Consider the following 17,651-nt stretch of genomic DNA (forward strand, 5'->3'; position numbering starts at 1 on the left):
GGCCGGGGCGGCCGGGGGTTGTGTACGTGGCCGGGGAGGAGTGGACGGCTGTGTCTGACGAGGCCGTGGAGAGGGGGGCGGAGGTGGTTGTGGTGGAGGTGGAGGGCCTCACCCTTAAAGTTAAAAAAGTGGTGAAATAGCTCAATATGCTACTGCAGGCGGAGATTGTCTGGGGCATCGCGGCGCTGTTGATTGCCGTCGTCGTGATCGCCGTCGTCGCCACCTCCATACGCGTGGTGCCGGAGTTTATGAGGCTGGTGGTCTTCCGCCTCGGGCGCCTTGTCGGGCTGAGGGGGCCCGGGCTGGTGTTCCTAATCCCCGTCGTAGACCAGGCCTACCCCGTGGACCTCAGAGAGCAGGTCATCGACGTGACGAAGCAGACGTGCATCACTAAGGACAACGCGCCGGTGGACATCGACCTCCTCATATACCTAAAGGTGGTGGACCCGGAGAAGGTTATCACACAGGTGCAGAATTTTAAGCAGGCGGCCGTGGGGATAGCCACGACGACGCTTAGAGCCGTGGTGGGCGACATAGAGCTGGACGAGGTCCTCGCCAAGAGGGAGTACATCAACTCCGTGCTCAGGGCGAAGCTGGACGAGGTCACGGCGAGGTGGGGGGTGAAGGTGACTGCGGTGGAGATTAGGGAGATCATCCCGCCGTCGACGGTGCAGTCGGCGATGGTGAAGCAGATAGCCGCCGAGAGGGAGAGGAGGGCTATGATCGCCCAGGCAGACGGCGAGAAGCAGGCGGCTATTCTAAGGGCGGAGGGCCAGAAGCAGGCCGCCATCCTCCAGGCGGAGGGGGAGCGCCAGGCGGCTATCCTCAGAGCAGAGGGCCAGGCGAAGGCGCTTGAGTTGCTTAACGAAGCCGCCTCTAAGCTGGGGCCGAACGCCCTGTTGCTCCAGTACCTCGAGGCGCTGAAGAACATGGCCTCCTCCCCGTCGACTAAGATCGTGGTGCCCATGGAGTTGCTTAGCCACCTCCAGCACATCTTAAAGGGGGAGCGCTAGCAACGCAGGTCCCCCAGGGCCAGCCTGAGGGCGGGGTCCGCCACTACGTATAAATCGCCTCTTTTCTCCAAGAAGCCGTAGTTCACCAGGTTGGTGAGCAACTTGGTGACCTCGGGGTCTGAGACCTCCCGGCCCTCCGCGGCGGTGAGGTAGCGCTTCACGTCGGACCACCTGGCCCCTTGTCTGCAGACCTTAGCCACGTGGATGTACCTCCGCGAGCCCGTGTACTGGACGAAGTGGCAGAACTCCGATGCCGCCAGCCTCTTGGCGTACTCCACAGTCTCGTCAAGCGCCGTCCCGGGGTTTTTCAAGGCTCTGAGGCCGAAGTACGCCAGCCAGCCCACCACCCCGTCGAGGAGCTCCACGGCCCTCTCGACGAGGTCTCTCCCGATCTCCGCACCCGCCTGTCTAAACCCCTCCTCTAGAAACCTCGCCGAGAGCTCCGGCGGAAAGGGGCCGATGTCAATCCTCTCGGCGTACCTCCCGAAGAGGGGGCTCCGGGGGTCCTCCAGCCGGAGAAACCTCAGCAACAGCCCGGCTTTGGAGCCTGTGAACACCATGGCAACGTTGCGGAGGTGGTCGTAGGCGTAGCCCAGCACCGGGAGCAGAGTCCTGCCCCTGAGCTTAACCAGCTCCTGCGCCTCGTCGATTATGAAGATCAGCCTCTCCCCCCTCTCCCCAGCCCACTGGTCAAAAGCCTCCAGCAACTCGGCGAGCCGCGGCGCGTTCCGCCCCACTTCAAACCTGACGTCGACGCCAGCCACGGACACGCCCCTGACCCTCGCCATGAGCTCGGCCAGCCTCTTGTGCAGAGGCAGGAGCCGCCTAAGCTCGTCCCTCAGCGCGTTTAGAAAGTCGTCGTAGGATATGTAGGGCCTCTCCTCAAACACCCTCGCGTCTATGTACACCCGCAGGCGGCCGTAAGTCGCCGCCTTAACCACCGAAGTCTTCCCCACCCGCCTCATCCCCAGCACCAGGGTAAGAGCCCTGCCGCCCACCGCCTCCACCAGCCGCCTCACCTCTACCTCTCTGTCGAAAAGCTCCTCCAGCCGCTCCGCGGGCCTGTCTCTAAACAACATAGGTATGTAGTAACTACATACCTATAAAGTTTAGAGAAAAACTACCCACCTACCCGTAGCGCCAAGACGCTGGCGGGGTTCTTCACCCTCACGGCGAATGTCTCGCGTAGTAGAAAGCCGTGTCCCCCCTCCTCCGGGCCTAGGTATATGACCTCGGCGTCGACACCCACAGCTATGTCGGCCACGGAGGGGTGGATAGACATGAGCAGAGCATCGTCGTCGCCGAGCTGTGGCAACGCCACCACGTCCCTCACCAAGGTCTTTACCCGTGTGAGCTCCATAACCCCCGTCTTCTCCTCTACAGCTACCAGCTTTGCGAACCTCCCGGGGCTTACGAACAGGACATAGGGCTCGGGGGCGTATCTCCTGTACAACTCAGCCACTGCCTTAGCCACCTCCTGCACAGCAGACCCCGGCCTGTCCCAGCTGGAGATCTCTACTACATCTCCGCTTTTAAGAAGATCGCCGAGCACCGCGGCGTCTTCTTCATACGCCAGCTTGACGGCGGCCTTATCAGCCTCGACAGATTCCACAGGTGCCCCCCTGGACAGCGCGAGGTCGACTTGCTGTTGCGACACGGTGAACCTAATTTTCAGCTCCCTCAATGGCGTGATCCTCCTCTCGGCTTTGCCCTCCCTCGTCAGCACTTCAAAGGCCACAGCCTCGGCGCCGCGTCCCACGTTGTAGGTAGCGAGCACTTTCCTAAACCGCCTCGCCGCGGCGGCGGCGTCGGCCACCTGTCTAGCCAGCTGGCTGATCCATCCGCCGTTGCTAGGCGGATCTCTACCCTCGCCGGCCCCCACGCCAGCCAGCTCCCGCACCTCCTTCGCCCCCGCCTCCAGCTCCCCGGCTAGCTGGGGGTCGTACTCCTTGAGGAGGGCGAGGAATTCGCCGAAGTGCGTCCTCTCCTCGTTTGCCACGTCTTGAAAAACTCTGCGCACCCTCTCGTCTTCTGCATATCTAGCGAGCTGTAGATACAGGCTGATGGCGTCTAGCTCAGCTATAATAGCAAGACGCAGGGCATCCCCCACGTCGCCGACATCAAAACCGCGTTCACGGAGGCGATCTATCGGGTTTTTTGCAAACACCATATGAAACACAACAAACAACTCTTTAAATATGCTACATAAATATTCATAAAATCTATTGTAGACAAAATAAGAGAATATATTATCATCGGAGAAGCCAGCACTATAGCTGGGTAAGAGACTTCACTATGTTTTTCCAGGCTTTGTGTAAATTGTTTAACGCCCAGCCGCTCGGGATGTACTCCCAGTACATTAGGGATATAAGCTAAGAGGGGTGTATTTCCGTGCTTCGCCAGCTTGCGGCCCTGGCGCTGACAATACTGGCGCTGGCGCTTCTCTTCGCGGTTAAGATACATGTCGAGGGGGGTGCGGCGGAGACAACTGCCTCGCCGAGGCTACCAGTTGTTAAACTCGCCGCTCTGGAGCTGTTGCAACACGGCGACTTTATAATGGCTGATCTACGCGCAGTTTATCTAACAACCGCCGCGCCTGCGGCGGCTGGCGTGTTTAAATCGGCGTCGGCGGCCAACGTCCAGGTGTGGGGCGTCGACGAGGAGGACTATGTGAAGTTCGACGGGGAGTATCTATACGTGGCGGCGGGGTGGAGGCTCTACGTGGTGGACAAGACGCCCCGTGTGGTGAAGACGTTGGAGTGCCCAGGGCTGGGGTGCCACGTATTTGTCTGGGGCGGGAGGGCGCTGGTGTATGGAGAGACGAGGGGCTACACAGTCCTCTACGTGTACGATCTTGGGAGCGGCTCCCGCCTCGCTGTGTACAACCTGTCGGGCTGGCCGGCGGCGGCGAGGATGAGCGACGGCGCGGTGTACATGGTCGCCCAGTCCCCCGCCAGGGTGGAGATCAACGGCCGCGTCGTCGAGGAGGCCCCGGTGCTCGCCCTCGGAGCGCCGCCGGCGGTGCTGGTGATCGCCGGGGTGGATTTGAGAAGCCTCCAATTCAACGCCTCTGTCTACGTCGCCGGCTCCACGCCCAGGGTGTACATGAGGGGCAACCGCCTATACGTAATCACCCCCCTCGGCCTGCCGGACTACCTGGCCAAGGCGGTCAACGCCGCATGGGGCCTCTTGCCAGACGACGTCAAGAAGAGGCTGGACAGAACGAACCCACTCCTCCTATACCTCTCCATAATGGAGTTGCTGAATAACGGCACAGACGTCGTCCACATCTTGAATAGGGCGAATATCACCACGGCCACTAGGATCTACGTATTTGAGGGCGAGGGGCCGTACCTGAGGCTCAAGGCGGTGGCCGAGGCGCCTGGGAAGGTGCTGGATCAGTTTGCAGTAGAGGAGTTTGAAGGCGGCTTTGCCGTGGCCACCACGGCGTCTCCCATCCGCTTCTACGTGGGGTATGTGTGGCGGGCGGTGGGGTGCCCCGTCATAGACATTACCCAGACGCCGGCGAGGGTGGTCGTCAGATGTCCCCCCGAGCCCCGCCTCTACTTCACAGAGGGCGAGCCGGTAAACGCCGTCTACGTCTTCGACAGAGGGGGGAGGCTTGTGGGCTCTGTCGAGGGCCTGGCGCCGGGGGAGAGGATATACGCGGCGAGGCTGGTGGGGAACGTGATGTACCTAATAACCTTTAGACAGGTGGACCCCCTCTACGCCGTTGACTTGGCCGACCCGGCGAGGCCGAAGGTGCTGGGCTACCTCAAGACCCCGGGCTTCTCGGAATACCTCCACCCGGTGGGGGAGGGGCTGTTGCTAGGGGTGGGCCTCCACGAGCGCGGCGTCAAAATCGCCCTATTCGACGTGTCAAACCCGGCGGCGCCGCGCGAGACGTCTAACCTCACAATAGCCAATGCGTACACGCCTGTTTTCCAAGACCACCACGCCTTTGCCTACGACCCCTCCACGAGGCTTGCCTTCATACCATACGTCGGCCATCACGGGAGGCTTAGAACTCTCTTCATCGAGGTGGGAAGGGGGCTCGCAGTTAAGGCAGATCTGGACCTCCCAGCAGAAAGAGCCTTCTTCACCGAGGACGGCGTGTACCTCGTAGGCTGGAGAATGGTGTGGAGGCTCAACTACCGCTTCGAAAAGATAGGAGAGGCGGTCCTAGGCTAGTGCGCCGCGCGCCCCGAGCCTGCTCGGCGCCGCCGCGTTGCGCCTTTCTCACCTCGCCGAGCGCCGCCGAGGTCCACTCTGTGGCCTCCGGCGCGGCGTTTTTAGCTATACTACACGCCTCCAGTAACGCGAGGCGTCTCTTAAGACGGCGGATTTGGCTTTTTCCAACTCCTCCGGCGTGTAGGGTAACACGTCTAGACTCAACGGAAGGTCGAGCCGCGCCTCTATCCTAGCCAGCATCTCCAGCCTCTTGAGCCAGGGCACGCCTCTGAAGTGGGGTGACACAATTACCAAATCCACGTCGCTGTCGACAAGCCAGTCCCCCCGCGCCCAGGAGCCGAAGAGGTAGACTGCCACAACCTCGATGCCCTCCCTCCTCAGCTCTTCAACAAACCTCTGGATCGCGTCAACAACCCTCTTCTCCATAAGTCAGAGACGCCAGCCTTATCAACTCTCTCGCAACCTCAAGGGCGTATTCAGCCTCTCTCTTCGTGAAGAGCTCAGAGGGAGGACCGCCTGCGGCGTCTGGGTAGCGGGAGGTGGCGTAGTACTTAGTCACCACGGCGAGGCCCTCCACTAGCTGGGGGGAGAGCTCTACCCCGTAGTGCCTAAGCTCTCTGTACAGCTCTAGGAGGTTGTGCCGCTTAGGCGGCTCTTTCCTAGCCAGCACGAAGAAAAGAGACTTCAAAGCCTTTTCCGCCGCCTGGTGTGAGAAAAAGGCGCTTGAGTGGAAAACACCAGCCTCAAGCAACATCTTCGCCGTTAGGCAGTCCCTAACGGCCTCTCTAAACCAGACAAGAGCCTCCTCCCTCATAACCCCACCGCGTCACCAATATACCTACGGCGAGATTAGACATGACACACATCTCAGAGATGCTTAAAAACATCACCCCCTGTGTGAAGCTACGGCTAAGAGGCCTTACCTTCGGCGGATGGCGGTGAACTGCCGGGCAGGTCCGAGGCGCCGCATCTAAAAGAGGCTGGGGCCTAGGTGTTAAGATTTTATACCTGAAGTGGGGGGTGTGGCGTGCAGTTGGGAGTTGCGGATCAGATCAGGGAGTTTATTGAAGACGCCGAAGCCTTCGCGCGGGCCGCGGAGGGGGAGTTCGGCGAGGCTGTGGCTAAGGGGGATAGAATCTTGATGAGAGACGCCGCCGAGAAGGCGTGGGACGCGGTTGTGCAGGCTACAAACGCGTTGATTCTGGCGTTAGCGGGGAAGGTGCCGATGAGCCTCTACGAGAGGAGGGCGATGTTGAGAGAGCTGTAGAAGGGGCACCCGTGGTTAGAGATCTGGGTTTGAGAGATAGATACATGGCTAGGTATAAAATCCTGCATGGAGAGGCTTTTTACGAAGGCGTAGTGGACATCGAGGAGCTCAAGGTAGAGCTGGAAAAAGTCCGCCAATATGTAGAAGATGTGAAAAAGGTGGTAGGTGCATACACAGCCGGCAACTAGCCTACATCGCGCCGTTAAACACGCCGTAGGAACTGGCGCGAGGCTACCCGGCATCGGACGCAATAGCGTCAGAAGCTGGGGAAGGAGCGGGAGGACTCGTCCGTGGACGCTGTCCTATTCCGTATAGAGTCGGAGGCCCTCCTCTTCGTCTACGGCGCTGGCCCACACGGCGGCCCAGAGAAGCTCGTCTTTTACAAACAGCTCCAGCCCCCTCAGCGCCCTCCTCCTCAGCCAGCTGGGGGCGAAGTTCAGCACAACGACGTCGACAGGCAGGGCAACGGCCTTGGAGAGCCTCGCCGAGAGCTCCTCCGCGTATGCATAAGCCTCAAGCACGTCGAGAGATTTCCTCAAGTAGATGCCGACGTCCACATCTCTAAAAGGCCCTCCCTCGACAAAGCTACCAAAGACAAAGGCGAATGCAATACAAGCATCGCCCTCCAGCTCTCTTCTCAAAATTTCAACCACGTGCCGCCTCTCCTCGCCCCCCAGCTCTAACCACCTAAACATACCCATCGACAGCCTCGATAAATTTTTTCAAAGCCGCCACGCCCCCCTCCCTAAGCTCTATAAACATCCGCCTAATATCTACCCCCCGGTACCAGTGGACGGGTAGGTTCCGGAGAGAGACGACCCTCTTTATGGCCACGTCCTGGCCTTCGTTATTGTTTCCGTGCCTCGGCTTTTTTGAGGAGTGACTTGGCGAGTAGGTACTCTGCGTGGCTCCACGCAAGGGGCTGAACGGACACCGGGCTACCGTCGAAGGGGTTTAGTTGTTCTGGTAGCAGGTAGTTGGGCGGCGATACGGCCTCCACCCACTTGACTAACGAGGTGGCCTTCGCTATGTTTCCAAGAATTGCGTAGTACTCAGCTAGCCACAGCGTTGTTATTATCCAGGGGTTTCCCGGAATTTGGCCGTAGTCTCCCGGCACTCTCTGGTAGATGTCGCCCTCGTACCTCGCCAGGCCTCCTACCTTCGGCACCCAGAGCCTCTCCTCAATTGTCTTTACTGTATTCACCACGCGGGGATCGCTGGGCTCGAACATCTCGAAGAGAGCCACGCCTATCATACTGGCGTCTACTACCTTGTCCACCTCCACCACCTTGCCATCCTCAATTTTGACGCTTCTGACAAACCTCCCCAGCTTCTCGTCGAACATGTACCTAGAGACGGCTTCTTTTACTGTATGCGCCGCGGCTAGCCAGGTGAAGGCGTCCTCCTCCTCGCCGAGCATCATAGCCAGCTTACCGGCGGCCTTCAGCGCGGCGTATACCGCGGCCGTGGTGTAGAGGTGGATCCCAAGTCTCTCCTCCCAGAGGTCAAAACTCTGGAGGGGTAGCCCCAGCTCTCTGTCTCGGAAATTAGCCATGAAGTCGGCGGCGGCTTTGATAGCTGGGTACGCCTTTTTCAAGAGGTCGAAGTCTTTTGCCTTCTCGATATGTCTCCACAGGGCGTAAATGAATATGGCTGTCTCGTCCTCCTGTATATTTAGAGAGTTTTTACCCGCCGCCGTCCACGGGTGCCAGGTGGAGCCCCACGTCCCGTCTACGTTGTACTTCTGGAAGAGGTAGCCCTCGGGCCCCACATGCCTGAGCATAAATTCAAAACTTCTCCTCGTCACGGCGTGGAAGCCGTATTCGTCAAGAGCCATGGCTACTATAGACGCGTCGCGGGGCCACACGTAGGCGTAGGTATCTAGGTTAAATTTCAAGATGTCGGAGTCGAGGGAGGCGACGACGCCCCCGTTTTCGCTGATGTGTCCCAGCAACACTGCTATAGACTGGGCCTCCAGCCTATCGTCATACGGCGTCGTCACCGCTTTCCAATACCCAACGCTTCTTTTCTCGTAGTATGTCGGGTTGGTCTTGACTGCTTTGTGTATTTTCAAGACGTCGCTTAGGCTCTGGCCGGCGGCTATCCAGTAGTAGAAGTTGGGGTAGGCTATGGAAATTGCCGAGTCCACCGAGCCCTGTGCTATGGGCGTCTTTTCCAGAGTCCCGTCTTCGCAGTCTCTCAGCACGGTGCCGAAGTCCCTCCTCCCCACGTTGTACTCGTATATGGGGTGGCTGGCCCCCGCTAGGAACCAGAACCTGTCTTTGTAGTGCACCACGGCGTCTGCCTCGGGGTGGTAGAAGGCGGTGTCCGCCTGGGGGGCCTCCATTATTCTAAAATCGTGGTAGAAGATAACCCTCACGTAGCCCTCGCCCTTGATGCTTACCCTCCTTATGTACACATCGAGATTAAAGTCGACGAAGTCGAAAAACTCCACCTCTAGCCCGTCCCACCACAGCCTCATCCTCGCGGTGAGGCCATCCATCTCTATCCTCTTGGGAATTGACTCCAGCCAAGTGAACTTGCCGTTGTGCCAAAGCCCAGTTTTGAAACGCCCGCCGAAGCTGTGGTTGTACCTGCCGACGTGTGGGTAGTAGAGATCGGCAATGTAGAAACTGCCGTCAAGCAACACAGCCAGCCTGCCGTTGCTCAGCAACGCGCTCCTCATAGCGCCCTGAGCAGAGCCTCCGCGTCCTTCACGTCTGGAATGGCCTCGTTGTCCCCCCTCACAGTAACCACAAGGGCGGAGGAGGCCACTGCGTACGCCAGCGCCTTCTCCAGCTCAGCTCCAGAGAGATACATCGCGGTGAATACGCCGGCCATGGCGTCGCCCGCGCCCGTGGGATCCTCCACGGGTACGGAATACGCCGGTTTGAAGTACTTCTCATCTCCGCGGAAGACGTACGCCCCCCTGGCGCCCATCTTGTATAGAAGAACCTCAACCCCCAACTCTCTGTACCTCCTGTAGGCCTCCTCCGGCTCCCTAACGCCCAGCACCACCTCCGTGTCGTCTGGGTCGGTAATCAAAACCTCTACTCCACGCCTCAGCACGTCAAGCACAGCGACTCTTGCCTCTTCTAAATTCCGCCACAGCGCCGGCCTTATATTTGTGTCGAATGTAGTCCTCTTGGCTATTTCGAAGGCTTTGTGGACAGCCTCCCGCGCCGAATCGCTAATGGCTAGAGTAATCCCCGTGGAGTGCACCGCGTCCACCGCCTTGATAAGAGCCTCGTCTACATCCACAGGCGAGAGTCTACTGCCGGCGCTACCCCTTCTGTAGTAAAACATGACAGACCTACCCGGCACGGGGTAGTGCCTCTGGACGAAAAACACGCCGGTAGGAGCATTGTCGAACTTGATGTGTGAAACGTCGACGCCTCGGCCTCTCAAGTACTCAACTACGTTGCGCCCAAACTCGTCGTCGCCGACGCGGGCCACTAGGCTACACCTGGCGCCGAACATCACGGCGGCTATGCAGAAATTGGCCTCAGACCCCGCCACGTGCTTCTCAAAATACTGCACATATCGAAGAGGCCCCCTAGTCAACGCGTTTAGCTCTATAAGAGGCTCCCCCAGCGCGGCTATCCAGGTCACAGCTTCAGCCGCTCCCGGAGAGCCCTGAGCCTCTGGATAAGCGCCGCCCTCTCCTCCTCATCTAGGGGGTAAATCGGCGGCTTAGGACCCCCCAGGTCGAAGCCCTGGAATTCGCGGATGAATTCGTAAATAGCCGGCAAGCCGCCGAAGTCCCTAGCCAACATCTGCAACTCGTCTAAAGCCCACTGGAGCCTAGCCGCCTTTTCCAACTCCCCAGCCTTCACAGCCTCTCTTATAGAAGCCACTACCTCCGGAAGGTAGTTAGCCGCCGACACCACCACGCCGTCTAGGCCGTAGACAAACGAGGCGAGTATTAGAGAATTTGAGCCGTTGTAAACCTTGGCGTTTGGCAACGCCTTTTTGTACCTCACTGTGTGGGCAATCTCCTCCACGGTGTCCTTCACCCCGGCGATGCACCCAACCTCGCCCACGGTCTTCACATCTACGTCTCTGCCCACGGCGGAGGGGATGTTGTAGAGGTAAAGTGGGTGCGACGACTTTTGGCAAATATCTCTGAAGTACTTCACAACCTGCCTCGGCGTGACGCTGGGGAAATAGAAGGGAGCCGTGGAGGCCACGGCGATGATGTCAAGCCTATTCGCCTCCCGAACGGCGCCTACCACATCCTCATACTGCAGAGAGGAGACGTTGAAAATCACGTTCTTCGTCGTAGAGGCGGCGGCCTCCAGCAACGCCACCCTCTCCTCACGCCTCAAGGCCGGCCCCAGACCCGTTGTCCCCGCGACGTAGACAGCAGTGACGCCTCTACCCAGGAGGTGTTTAATAAACTGGGAGTAGGCGTCTACGTCCACCCGCCCGCCTCTATAAGGGGTGACCACCGGAACGACGATCTCCATAGGACTACTTGATCATATTAAATATTTAAACTGTTAAACTGTATATTATTTATGGGGGAGATTTCTGAAATCGAGCCGGTTGTCCTCTACGAACAAGATATAGACGCCAGGTGGGCATCCTTCTCAATCCTAGTAAGAGTTGTGACGAAAAACGGAGCCGTGGCGTACGGAGAGGCGGTTCCCACGCTTAGAGTGCTCCCAGTCTACTCCGCTGTTAAACAAGTCGCCAGATTATTCGTAGGGAGGGACTACCACGACGTACTCCCGGCGCATAGGGAATGGTATAGGCAGGATTTCTTCGCCTCTAGGTCGTTTGAGAGCGCCACGGCGCTGAGCGCAATTGACATGGCTCTATGGGATTTGAAGGCAAGGGAGTTCGGAGCCCCCCTACACGACCTGCTCGGCGGCGCCTTGAGGAGGCGGGTGAGGGTGTACGCCAACGGCTGGTACGGCGGATGCAGAGACCCGGAGTGCTTCGCCGAGAAGGCCCGGAGGGTAGTCGCCATGGGATACGACGCTCTGAAATTCGACCCCTTTACAGACAGCTTCATCTCTATAACTCCACAGGCGTTGAAGAGGGCAGAGGCCATAGTGGCCGCCGTGAGGGATGCCGTTGGGGACGGGGTGGATATCTTAATTGAGCACCACGGCCGGTTCGACGCCAACGCCGCGGTGGACATCGCCAAGAGGCTGGAGAAATACTCGCCGTATTTCATGGAGGAGCCTGTGCACCACGAAGATATCGAGGGCTATAGGAAGTACAGGAGCCTCACCAGGTTGAGAGTGGCCATGGGGGAGCGGCTCATCGGGGTGAAGGAGGCGTTGCAGTACCTCAGAGAGGGGCTTGTAGACGTAATTCAGCCAGATGCCTGCAACATCGGCGGAGTCACCGGGAGCCTCAAGGTGTCTACCCTGGCGGAGGCCTTCAGCGTGGAGGTGTCTTACCACAACGCCTACGGCCCCGTGCAGTTCGCAGTTGAGGTGCAGCTCTCCGCCGTGACGCCTACTCTCTACAGACTGGAGTCTTTCTACGACTTCTGGCCCCAGTGGAAGAGGGACTTGATCGGAAACCCCTTCCACGTGAGCGAGGGGGCGGTGGAGGTGCCGAGAGGCCCCGGCATCGGGGTGACGGTCAACGAGAAGGTGTTGGAGCGGTACAAGGCGGAGCCGAGGGAGGTGGAGCCGACCGAGGAGCCCGTGTGGGTTGTGAGGGGGACTTGGTGATATGAAGGCGGTCACTGCGGTGCCCGGGGTGCCGGAGTCGCTGAGGCTGAGGGAGGTGCCGAAGCCGGTGCCCAAGGCTGGGGAGGCCCTTCTGCGCCCGCTTGCAGTGGGGGTGTGCGGGACCGATAAGGAGATTATCGAGGGGAGGTACGGCAAGGCGCCGGAGGGTAGCGACTTCTTAATTCTCGGCCACGAGGCGCTGGCGGAGGTAGCCGACGTGGGGGCCGGGGTGGACAACGTCTCGCCTGGCGACGTCGTGGTGCCGACGGTGAGGCGCCCCCTAAACTGCGACTTGCCGGTGGACTACTGCCCCTTTGGAAAATACCTAGAGCACGGCATATGGGGCCTCCACGGCCACGCCGCGGAGTACTCCATCTCAGACGCAAGGTATCTAGTGAAAGTCCCACCTGAGGTGGTTGACGTGGCTGTGCTCACGGAGCCGCTGTCGGTGGTGGAGAAGGGGGTGGAGCTGGGGCTGAACCTCTACCAGGCGAGGCTTAGCCGACTGCCTCAGAGGGCTTTGGTGCTCGGCGCGGGGCCCATCGGGCTATTGGCGGCGATGTTGCTAAGGCTCCGCGGCTTAGCTGTGACAGTGACCGCGACGCGCCCGCCTGATAGCTTGAAGGCGAAGCTGGCTCAGCAGATAGGGGCTGTGTACGTCGACGCGGCTCACGACGAGATATCCGGCAAGTTCGACCTAGTGATTGAGGCCACTGGCTCTCCGCAGGTGGCGCTGGAGGGCTTGGAGAGGCTTGAGTCTGGGGGCGTCGAGGTGTTGCTGGGGGTATACCCAAGAGGCGGCACTTTAAACGACGTCGGTGCCCTCCTCACAGACGCTGTGCTTAACAACAAGCTGGTAGTCGGCTCCGTAAACGCGGGGATACGCCACTTCCAAATGGCCCTCCAGCATCTAAAAGAGGCCAAGGAGAGGTACGGCGACTGGCCGAGGAGGCTGATCACCAAGGAGGCCACCCTCGAGAACTACGCAGAGGCTTACCACTGGACGCACGACGACATAAAAACAGTCTTGGTAATGACGCCGAAGTAATGCTGGAGTGGCTACCCCTTAGCCTGCCAAGAGGGAGGCTAGCCGAGAGCCCGCTGTGGGATCACAGAACCCACACCCTCTACTGGGTAGACATATTAGGCGGGGCCCTCCACCTCTTCTCCTTCGAGACGGGGCAGTTAAAGACGTACCGCCTAGACGACTACGTAAGTTGCGTAGCCCTAACCCAAGACGTAGACACCGTAATAGTCACCTTGAAGAACCAAATCGCGGAGCTAAATACGCGTAGCGGCGCGCACCGCGTAGTTGCGCGGGTGGAGGAGCCGGGGCGTAATAGGCTAAACGACTGTAAGTGTAGCCCGGCGGGGGAGCTGTGGTTCGGTAGCATGGACATGTACGAGAGGGAGCCCACCGGCTCCCTCTATGTATACACCGGCTCAACATTGGAGAGAGTGATGAGCGCGGTGACTATTTCAAACGGCATTGACTGGTCCCCCGACGGATCCCTCATGTACTACGTGGACAGCCCCACGAGGAAAGTGGGAATATACAAGTGGGAAGGTGGGCGCCTCGAGCCGTCGGGCTACATAGACCTGAGCCGCATGCCCGGCGTCCCCGACGGACTGACGGTGGACGCAGAGGGCTCTCTGTGGGTAGCCATGTACGGAGGCTCCTCCGTCGTCAAAATCACCGGCGCCGATATACAGAGACTGCCGTTGCCTTACCCCTACGTGACCTCATGCGCCTTCGGCGGGCCGAGATTGGACACTCTATTCATAACCACGGGGAGCGGCGACGGGGGCGCGGGGGCTGACGGCGGCTTGTTAGCAGTAAAAACCGGCGCACGCGGTCGAGCCGCTAATATCTGCAATTTTTAACACCTGTGCCAAGGCCCTAAAAGGCGCACACATGCGCGTTAAATAAGCGATAGCCACTTGGCTATGAGGCGAGGGGAGGAGGGAGCCGTATCCACATCCGCCCGGGCGGAGGAGTAAACCCGCTTGAACCTCCGCCTCAGCAAACTCCACCACTGTGCACCTAAGCGCGTAGAGAGCCTCGTCGTCATTAATAAATACGTCGACTGATCCAATATACACTCCAAAAACCTCAAACTCCGCCTCAAATCCCAGAGAATCCCCCCGCCCTTTCTCTATCAGCTGACGGACATGACCGCTGGGTTCAAAAATGGATGGGGAGCTTGGGCGGAAGGGGCGAGCGCCACAGCAAGCCGCTCAGCACGAGGAGCAGGACTGTGGCCAGGAGGAGGGCGATGAAGGCCCTTGCCACGTCTACGCTGGCCAGGGCTGACACTACGAAAAGCGCCGCTAGAAACCCGGCGAGCAACGCCAGGAGGGGGGCGAGTAAGAGCAGAGGCACGATAAAAACGCCGAGAGCGACCGCCAAGAAGCCGACGACGGCGGCGGCAACTAGAAAGGCAACTGGGGCCAGGACGACGCCTAGGAAAACCCCCAGGGGGTTGACCGCCCTCCCAGCCAGCAGACTCAGCAACACCCAGAGCACCGCCGTAAAGATTACCCACCACACCAACACCTCAACCACGTGGAGTTTATGCCCCAGCTATAAATACTCCCCTCGCGGTGGGCTTTTAAATAGCTACATCTTGGGTAGACGTGGGCTGGGTTACTGTATCTACAAAAGTGAGGCGCGACGTCGTAGAGAAGGCGAGGAAATACGACATAAACATATCCCAAGTCCTCAGAAAGGCGCTGGAAAAAGAGGTTGAAAAAAGAGAGCTCGAAGAGCTGTCGCAACTCGCCGCAAGGGTGGCCGAGGGCCTTGGAAAAGCCAGCGTGGAGCTTGGAGAGGACTACGCGGCGCGGAGCGTAAGGGAGGATCGCGAAGGGAGGTAGCTACGTATTCAACGCCTCGGCGTTGATCAAGACCGGGGAAATCGCCCCTAGAAGAGCCCCCGCGGCTTTAAAAAACAGCACACGGCGGACCTCGCCTACTACGAAACAGGCAACTACCATATGGAAGCTCAAGAAGAGAGAGGCGATAGACGACACAGCTCCCTATGCGGAGTTTTTCTCAAAACTCCTCGCACACATGGCGGTCTACAGCGTGGGGCTTAGAGACGAGGTGATAGATATAGCAATCAGAAGGGGGCTACTATGACGTAGTCTGGCTAGCTGGGTCCCTCAACGCGCCCTCGTCACGGAGGACGACAAGCTTTGCCAAGCCGCCGCTAGCTGTCTACCCGCGGCCCAGGTCTTGACGCGCCGCTGAGAGGCTCCGCGCCGCCGGGCCACGGGCTAGCGGTCGTGTTCAAATAGGGGGCGGCAGTCAACCTCGCCTCTCCTCAGCCCCGCGATGAACTCCCTGTATCTCTCATAGCGTTTAAACAGCCAGGTGTTGACGCCATTTATGGGCACGGGCTCAGTCTCAATCACCTCCTCAAGCTCCCGCGGCGACAGCTTTTTGAGGTAGAAACACGGATCTTTCAGCAGGAGAACCCTCCTGTACTCCACCTCGTGGATGTGGGTAATAGGCGTGCCGCTGGCCCCCCACACCTTTTCGAGATACGGCGCGAGGTCGCCGAGGCCGAGAGAGCTCCTGCGGCCCCTTGCAACCCACTCCCCCACCACGGCGTCGAAGTACTTCACCAAATCCTCGATGTACGGCTCCCCGCCGTTGAAGTACATCAAGACGATGGGGTGGTTCCACCACCCTCTCCTCCCGTCGTTGATTAGCCCAAGCCTGCGCAGAATCACCTTAATCACCTGCTTCGCCTCGACCCTCTGCTTACCAAGCCTCAGGTCGTCTAGAAACGCCGCCGACATGCGGTGGTCCACATACGGGCGGAAGATCTGCACAGATCCACACCGGAGGTGGAATAAAAAACTCAGTCACATAAGACGAGACGATATTCGACAAGCCGAAGTGCGGCGGCCCCCCGGCTACACTTATAAAGAGAAGACGCCATCGAGACGTGTTCGCCGAGGCGCTCCTAGCCCTCCACATCACCGGAGTAGTTGGGTGAGGCGGCTTGTCCACGGGGGGCTACTACATGTTGAAGAGTTGCGGGGTTGATTGCTACGGGAGGTACAGGCGGCTTGTGTACCTGCAGTTTGCCTCGGCGCTGGCGGTGTTCGCCACCGGGCTCGCCCTCGCCGTGGTTAAATACGGCTTCCCCAAGTCGCCTCTGTGGATACACGCCTCGCTGGGGATAGCCATGGCAATCGGAGTAGTGGAGCTGGCACACCTCTTGGCGGCCGGAGAGGACCTCGACAGCTACGAGAAATACGTCAGGGCGTTCATCCCCCTATGGTCCGCCGGGTATCTAGCCATGCTCTACCTAATGGTATTCAAACCCCTCTAAAAAGCGTAGCAGATAGATGCGGAACCTCTAAACCCCCTAAGGAGGCGGCCAGAACAGCACGGCATGCGACCAAGCCCCGCGGGGGGGGGGGGACGTCAAAGAGGCGCGGCCACAGCTGGGAATTAAGACTTCCCAGAGTCCGGGATGCGCCTAAGGCCTAGGGCATAAAACAGTTAGAGCACATGTGCATGATGGAGATACGCGCCGGGTTGATCTGAATAAAAAAACGCAAGGACGCCTCCATTACAAAGCTTTTAGTAAAGGCTAACCTATCACCTTCTTAGCCCTTTCAGGAGGCACCTCCTAGACTATGCGGCTTTTGAAGTTGCGGAGTCGCCGCGTCTAGCGGCGCTCCTATCTCATCTAGCGTCTCGTAGATAGAGGGTAGGCGCCCTCCAGGTGTTTCGCCGCTGGAGTAGTTAGTCAAGTCTATTAGGCAGACTCTAGGTGGATCCACCTAGAGGGATCTCTCAACGCCGCCACCACGGCCACGATCCCAAGCCTGAAATAGTTCAGCAGTCCCTCATGTCAATTTACTTATATAGGTCTCCACCGCTTCGCACCCCAATCTCGGCGCTGGGATCTCAACAGGTTTTTGTCGCCGCGCCTTTAATATCAGTAGTAAAGATTTATATAGCGTTGTGATAAGTTATATGGAGTTTAGAGAAGCAAATAGACTGCTGTACAAAGGATACCTATATTCGTTAATTCTCGTAATTGTTGCCATAGCCGCCGTTGTTGTCTCCCTCGCCTTCTTGCCATTGTCGAGCTCCCCCAGCGTCTTGGCATCCGTGGTGGCTCTTCTCGCGGGGGAGGTGGTTGTCTTCATAATAGCTGGCGTCCTCATATTCTTTCTCTACCTCTTCAGGGGCTACATGGAGTTGCACAGGCTAGGCATAGGCTGGGCGTGGTGGATGGCTTGGGGCCCCATAATAGAGGCCATACTCTCAATTGTAACCCTAGTCGTGCTGGCTCTGGTCGTGATGACGCAGGCGCAATCAATTGGCCGGGGACTCGTCACAGGCGAGTGGATATGGTCCATCCTGGCCCCCGCGCTTGTCATGTTAATAATCCTCGGCGCCTTTGGGATATTCCTAACCATAGCCCACATACTCTTCCTTAGCAACATGCACAGACACAC

25 protein-coding genes are annotated in these 17,651 nt (G+C 58.8%); 12 read left to right on the top strand and 13 right to left on the bottom strand.

The genetic code is table 11. The features are described from left to right. The first annotated feature begins 20 nt into the window (after positions 1-20). Together ACP5J3_RS03750 and ACP5J3_RS03755 are read left to right on the top strand one after the other, a co-directional pair. The gene (locus ACP5J3_RS03750; RefSeq protein ID WP_428494451.1) at positions 21-140 is read left to right on the top strand and encodes an NfeD family protein; all 120 of its coding nucleotides are present in this window, start codon (positions 21-23) and stop codon (positions 138-140) included. Positions 141-146: 6 nt separating this feature from the next. Continuing rightward, entirely contained in the window at positions 147-1,013 is an 867-nt protein-coding gene (locus ACP5J3_RS03755) for an SPFH domain-containing protein (RefSeq protein ID WP_428494429.1), read from the top strand. Here ACP5J3_RS03755 and ACP5J3_RS03760 read toward each other — a convergent pair. Together ACP5J3_RS03760 and ACP5J3_RS03765 are read right to left on the bottom strand one after the other, a co-directional pair. Next, positions 1,010-2,092, bottom strand: coding sequence for an AAA family ATPase (locus ACP5J3_RS03760; RefSeq protein WP_428494430.1), 1,083 nt, complete (start codon positions 2,090-2,092; stop codon positions 1,010-1,012). The two genes, ACP5J3_RS03755 and ACP5J3_RS03760, sit on opposite strands and share 4 nt — an antisense overlap. Before the next feature lie 41 nt (positions 2,093-2,133). Further along, positions 2,134-3,183, bottom strand: a complete 1,050-nt coding sequence (locus ACP5J3_RS03765; RefSeq protein WP_428494431.1) for an encapsulin — start codon at positions 3,181-3,183, stop codon at positions 2,134-2,136. 221 nt (positions 3,184-3,404) lie between these two features. Here ACP5J3_RS03765 and ACP5J3_RS03770 point away from each other — a divergent pair, with 221 nt between their 5' ends. Further along, the gene (locus ACP5J3_RS03770) at positions 3,405-5,204 is read left to right on the top strand and encodes a beta-propeller domain-containing protein (RefSeq protein WP_428494432.1); all 1,800 of its coding nucleotides are present in this window, start codon (positions 3,405-3,407) and stop codon (positions 5,202-5,204) included. A gap of 105 nt (positions 5,205-5,309) precedes the next feature. On the opposite strand, the gene ACP5J3_RS03775 is transcribed toward ACP5J3_RS03770, so the two are convergent. Then, the gene (locus tag ACP5J3_RS03775) at positions 5,310-5,630 is read right to left on the bottom strand and encodes a nucleotidyltransferase domain-containing protein (protein WP_428494433.1); all 321 of its coding nucleotides are present in this window, start codon (positions 5,628-5,630) and stop codon (positions 5,310-5,312) included. Beyond that, positions 5,611-6,018, bottom strand: a complete 408-nt coding sequence (locus ACP5J3_RS03780; protein WP_428494434.1) for a HEPN domain-containing protein — start codon at positions 6,016-6,018, stop codon at positions 5,611-5,613. The genes ACP5J3_RS03775 and ACP5J3_RS03780 overlap by 20 nt, the downstream gene beginning before the upstream one ends. A gap of 213 nt (positions 6,019-6,231) precedes the next feature. Here ACP5J3_RS03780 and ACP5J3_RS03785 point away from each other — a divergent pair, with 213 nt between their 5' ends. Both ACP5J3_RS03785 and ACP5J3_RS03790 read left to right on the top strand, forming a co-directional pair. After that, the gene (locus ACP5J3_RS03785; protein ID WP_428494435.1) at positions 6,232-6,471 is read left to right on the top strand and encodes a hypothetical protein; all 240 of its coding nucleotides are present in this window, start codon (positions 6,232-6,234) and stop codon (positions 6,469-6,471) included. A gap of 11 nt (positions 6,472-6,482) precedes the next feature. Next, positions 6,483-6,659 carry a hypothetical protein gene (locus ACP5J3_RS03790; protein WP_014289165.1) on the top strand — a complete coding sequence of 59 codons (177 nt, stop codon included), beginning with the start codon at positions 6,483-6,485 and terminating at the stop codon, positions 6,657-6,659. Between the two features lie 114 nt (positions 6,660-6,773). On the opposite strand, the gene ACP5J3_RS03795 is transcribed toward ACP5J3_RS03790, so the two are convergent. Genes ACP5J3_RS03795 through ACP5J3_RS03815 form a run of 5 tightly spaced genes read right to left on the bottom strand, consistent with a single transcriptional unit; the run spans position 6,774 to position 10,940 of the window. Next, positions 6,774-7,166 (bottom strand): nucleotidyltransferase domain-containing protein, encoded by a 393-nt coding sequence (locus ACP5J3_RS03795; protein WP_428494436.1) that lies wholly within the window; start codon positions 7,164-7,166, stop codon positions 6,774-6,776. Next, positions 7,159-7,305, bottom strand: a complete 147-nt coding sequence (locus ACP5J3_RS03800) for a hypothetical protein (protein ID WP_428494437.1) — start codon at positions 7,303-7,305, stop codon at positions 7,159-7,161. Before ACP5J3_RS03800 ends, ACP5J3_RS03795 begins: the two co-directional genes overlap by 8 nt. A 13-nt stretch (positions 7,306-7,318) precedes the next feature. Continuing rightward, positions 7,319-9,157, bottom strand: coding sequence for a glycoside hydrolase family 15 protein (locus tag ACP5J3_RS03805; protein WP_428494438.1), 1,839 nt, complete (start codon positions 9,155-9,157; stop codon positions 7,319-7,321). After that, on the bottom strand, positions 9,154-10,083 hold the full coding sequence (gene kdgK / locus ACP5J3_RS03810; protein WP_428494439.1) for a bifunctional 2-dehydro-3-deoxygluconokinase/2-dehydro-3-deoxygalactonokinase: 930 nt from the start codon (positions 10,081-10,083) through the stop codon (positions 9,154-9,156). Before kdgK ends, ACP5J3_RS03805 begins: the two co-directional genes overlap by 4 nt. Next, positions 10,080-10,940, bottom strand: a complete 861-nt coding sequence (locus ACP5J3_RS03815) for a bifunctional 2-dehydro-3-deoxy-phosphogluconate/2-dehydro-3-deoxy-6-phosphogalactonate aldolase (protein ID WP_428494440.1) — start codon at positions 10,938-10,940, stop codon at positions 10,080-10,082. The genes kdgK and ACP5J3_RS03815 overlap by 4 nt, the downstream gene beginning before the upstream one ends. A 51-nt stretch (positions 10,941-10,991) precedes the next feature. Between ACP5J3_RS03815 and ACP5J3_RS03820 the strand changes: the two genes are divergently transcribed. The 3 genes from ACP5J3_RS03820 to ACP5J3_RS03830 are packed head-to-tail and all read left to right on the top strand — an operon-like array spanning position 10,992 to position 14,048. After that, positions 10,992-12,164, top strand: a complete 1,173-nt coding sequence (locus ACP5J3_RS03820; RefSeq protein WP_428494441.1) for an enolase C-terminal domain-like protein — start codon at positions 10,992-10,994, stop codon at positions 12,162-12,164. A gap of 1 nt (position 12,165) precedes the next feature. Further along, on the top strand, positions 12,166-13,212 hold the full coding sequence (locus ACP5J3_RS03825) for a glucose 1-dehydrogenase (protein ID WP_014289158.1): 1,047 nt from the start codon (positions 12,166-12,168) through the stop codon (positions 13,210-13,212). Then, entirely contained in the window at positions 13,212-14,048 is an 837-nt protein-coding gene (locus ACP5J3_RS03830) for an SMP-30/gluconolactonase/LRE family protein (RefSeq protein ID WP_428494442.1), read from the top strand. The genes ACP5J3_RS03825 and ACP5J3_RS03830 overlap by 1 nt, the downstream gene beginning before the upstream one ends. Positions 14,049-14,086: 38 nt before the next feature. Here ACP5J3_RS03830 and ACP5J3_RS03835 read toward each other — a convergent pair whose 3' ends face one another. Further along, positions 14,087-14,272: a hypothetical protein gene (locus tag ACP5J3_RS03835; RefSeq protein ID WP_428494443.1), complete on the bottom strand. Its 186-nt coding sequence runs from the start codon at positions 14,270-14,272 to the stop codon at positions 14,087-14,089. A gap of 77 nt (positions 14,273-14,349) precedes the next feature. Beyond that, entirely contained in the window at positions 14,350-14,730 is a 381-nt protein-coding gene (locus tag ACP5J3_RS03840; protein ID WP_428494444.1) for a hypothetical protein, read from the bottom strand. Positions 14,731-14,801: 71 nt separating this feature from the next. Here ACP5J3_RS03840 and ACP5J3_RS03845 point away from each other — a divergent pair, with 71 nt between their 5' ends. Further along, positions 14,802-15,041 (top strand): type II toxin-antitoxin system CcdA family antitoxin, encoded by a 240-nt coding sequence (locus tag ACP5J3_RS03845; protein WP_428494445.1) that lies wholly within the window; start codon positions 14,802-14,804, stop codon positions 15,039-15,041. Between the two features lie 22 nt (positions 15,042-15,063). Further along, on the top strand, positions 15,064-15,306 hold the full coding sequence (locus tag ACP5J3_RS03850) for a hypothetical protein (RefSeq protein WP_428494446.1): 243 nt from the start codon (positions 15,064-15,066) through the stop codon (positions 15,304-15,306). A gap of 137 nt (positions 15,307-15,443) precedes the next feature. Here ACP5J3_RS03850 and ACP5J3_RS03855 read toward each other — a convergent pair whose 3' ends face one another. Further along, positions 15,444-16,004: a pyrimidine dimer DNA glycosylase/endonuclease V gene (locus ACP5J3_RS03855; RefSeq protein ID WP_428494447.1), complete on the bottom strand. Its 561-nt coding sequence runs from the start codon at positions 16,002-16,004 to the stop codon at positions 15,444-15,446. 173 nt (positions 16,005-16,177) lie between these two features. Here ACP5J3_RS03855 and ACP5J3_RS03860 point away from each other — a divergent pair, with 173 nt between their 5' ends. Further along, a complete protein-coding gene (locus ACP5J3_RS03860) occupies positions 16,178-16,510 on the top strand; it encodes a hypothetical protein (protein WP_428494448.1) in 333 nt (110 codons plus the stop codon). A 289-nt stretch (positions 16,511-16,799) separates the two neighbouring features. Here ACP5J3_RS03860 and ACP5J3_RS03865 read toward each other — a convergent pair whose 3' ends face one another. Further along, a complete protein-coding gene (locus ACP5J3_RS03865) occupies positions 16,800-16,967 on the bottom strand; it encodes a hypothetical protein (protein ID WP_428494449.1) in 168 nt (55 codons plus the stop codon). 196 nt (positions 16,968-17,163) lie between these two features. On the opposite strand from ACP5J3_RS03865, the gene ACP5J3_RS03870 reads away from it, so the two are divergent. Further along, positions 17,164-17,651, top strand: a 488-nt coding sequence (locus tag ACP5J3_RS03870) for a hypothetical protein (RefSeq protein ID WP_428494450.1), incomplete at its 3' end; no start/stop codon positions are given.

Source organism: Pyrobaculum sp., assembly GCF_049971835.1.
Lineage (GTDB): Archaea > Thermoproteota > Thermoprotei > Thermoproteales > Thermoproteaceae > Pyrobaculum.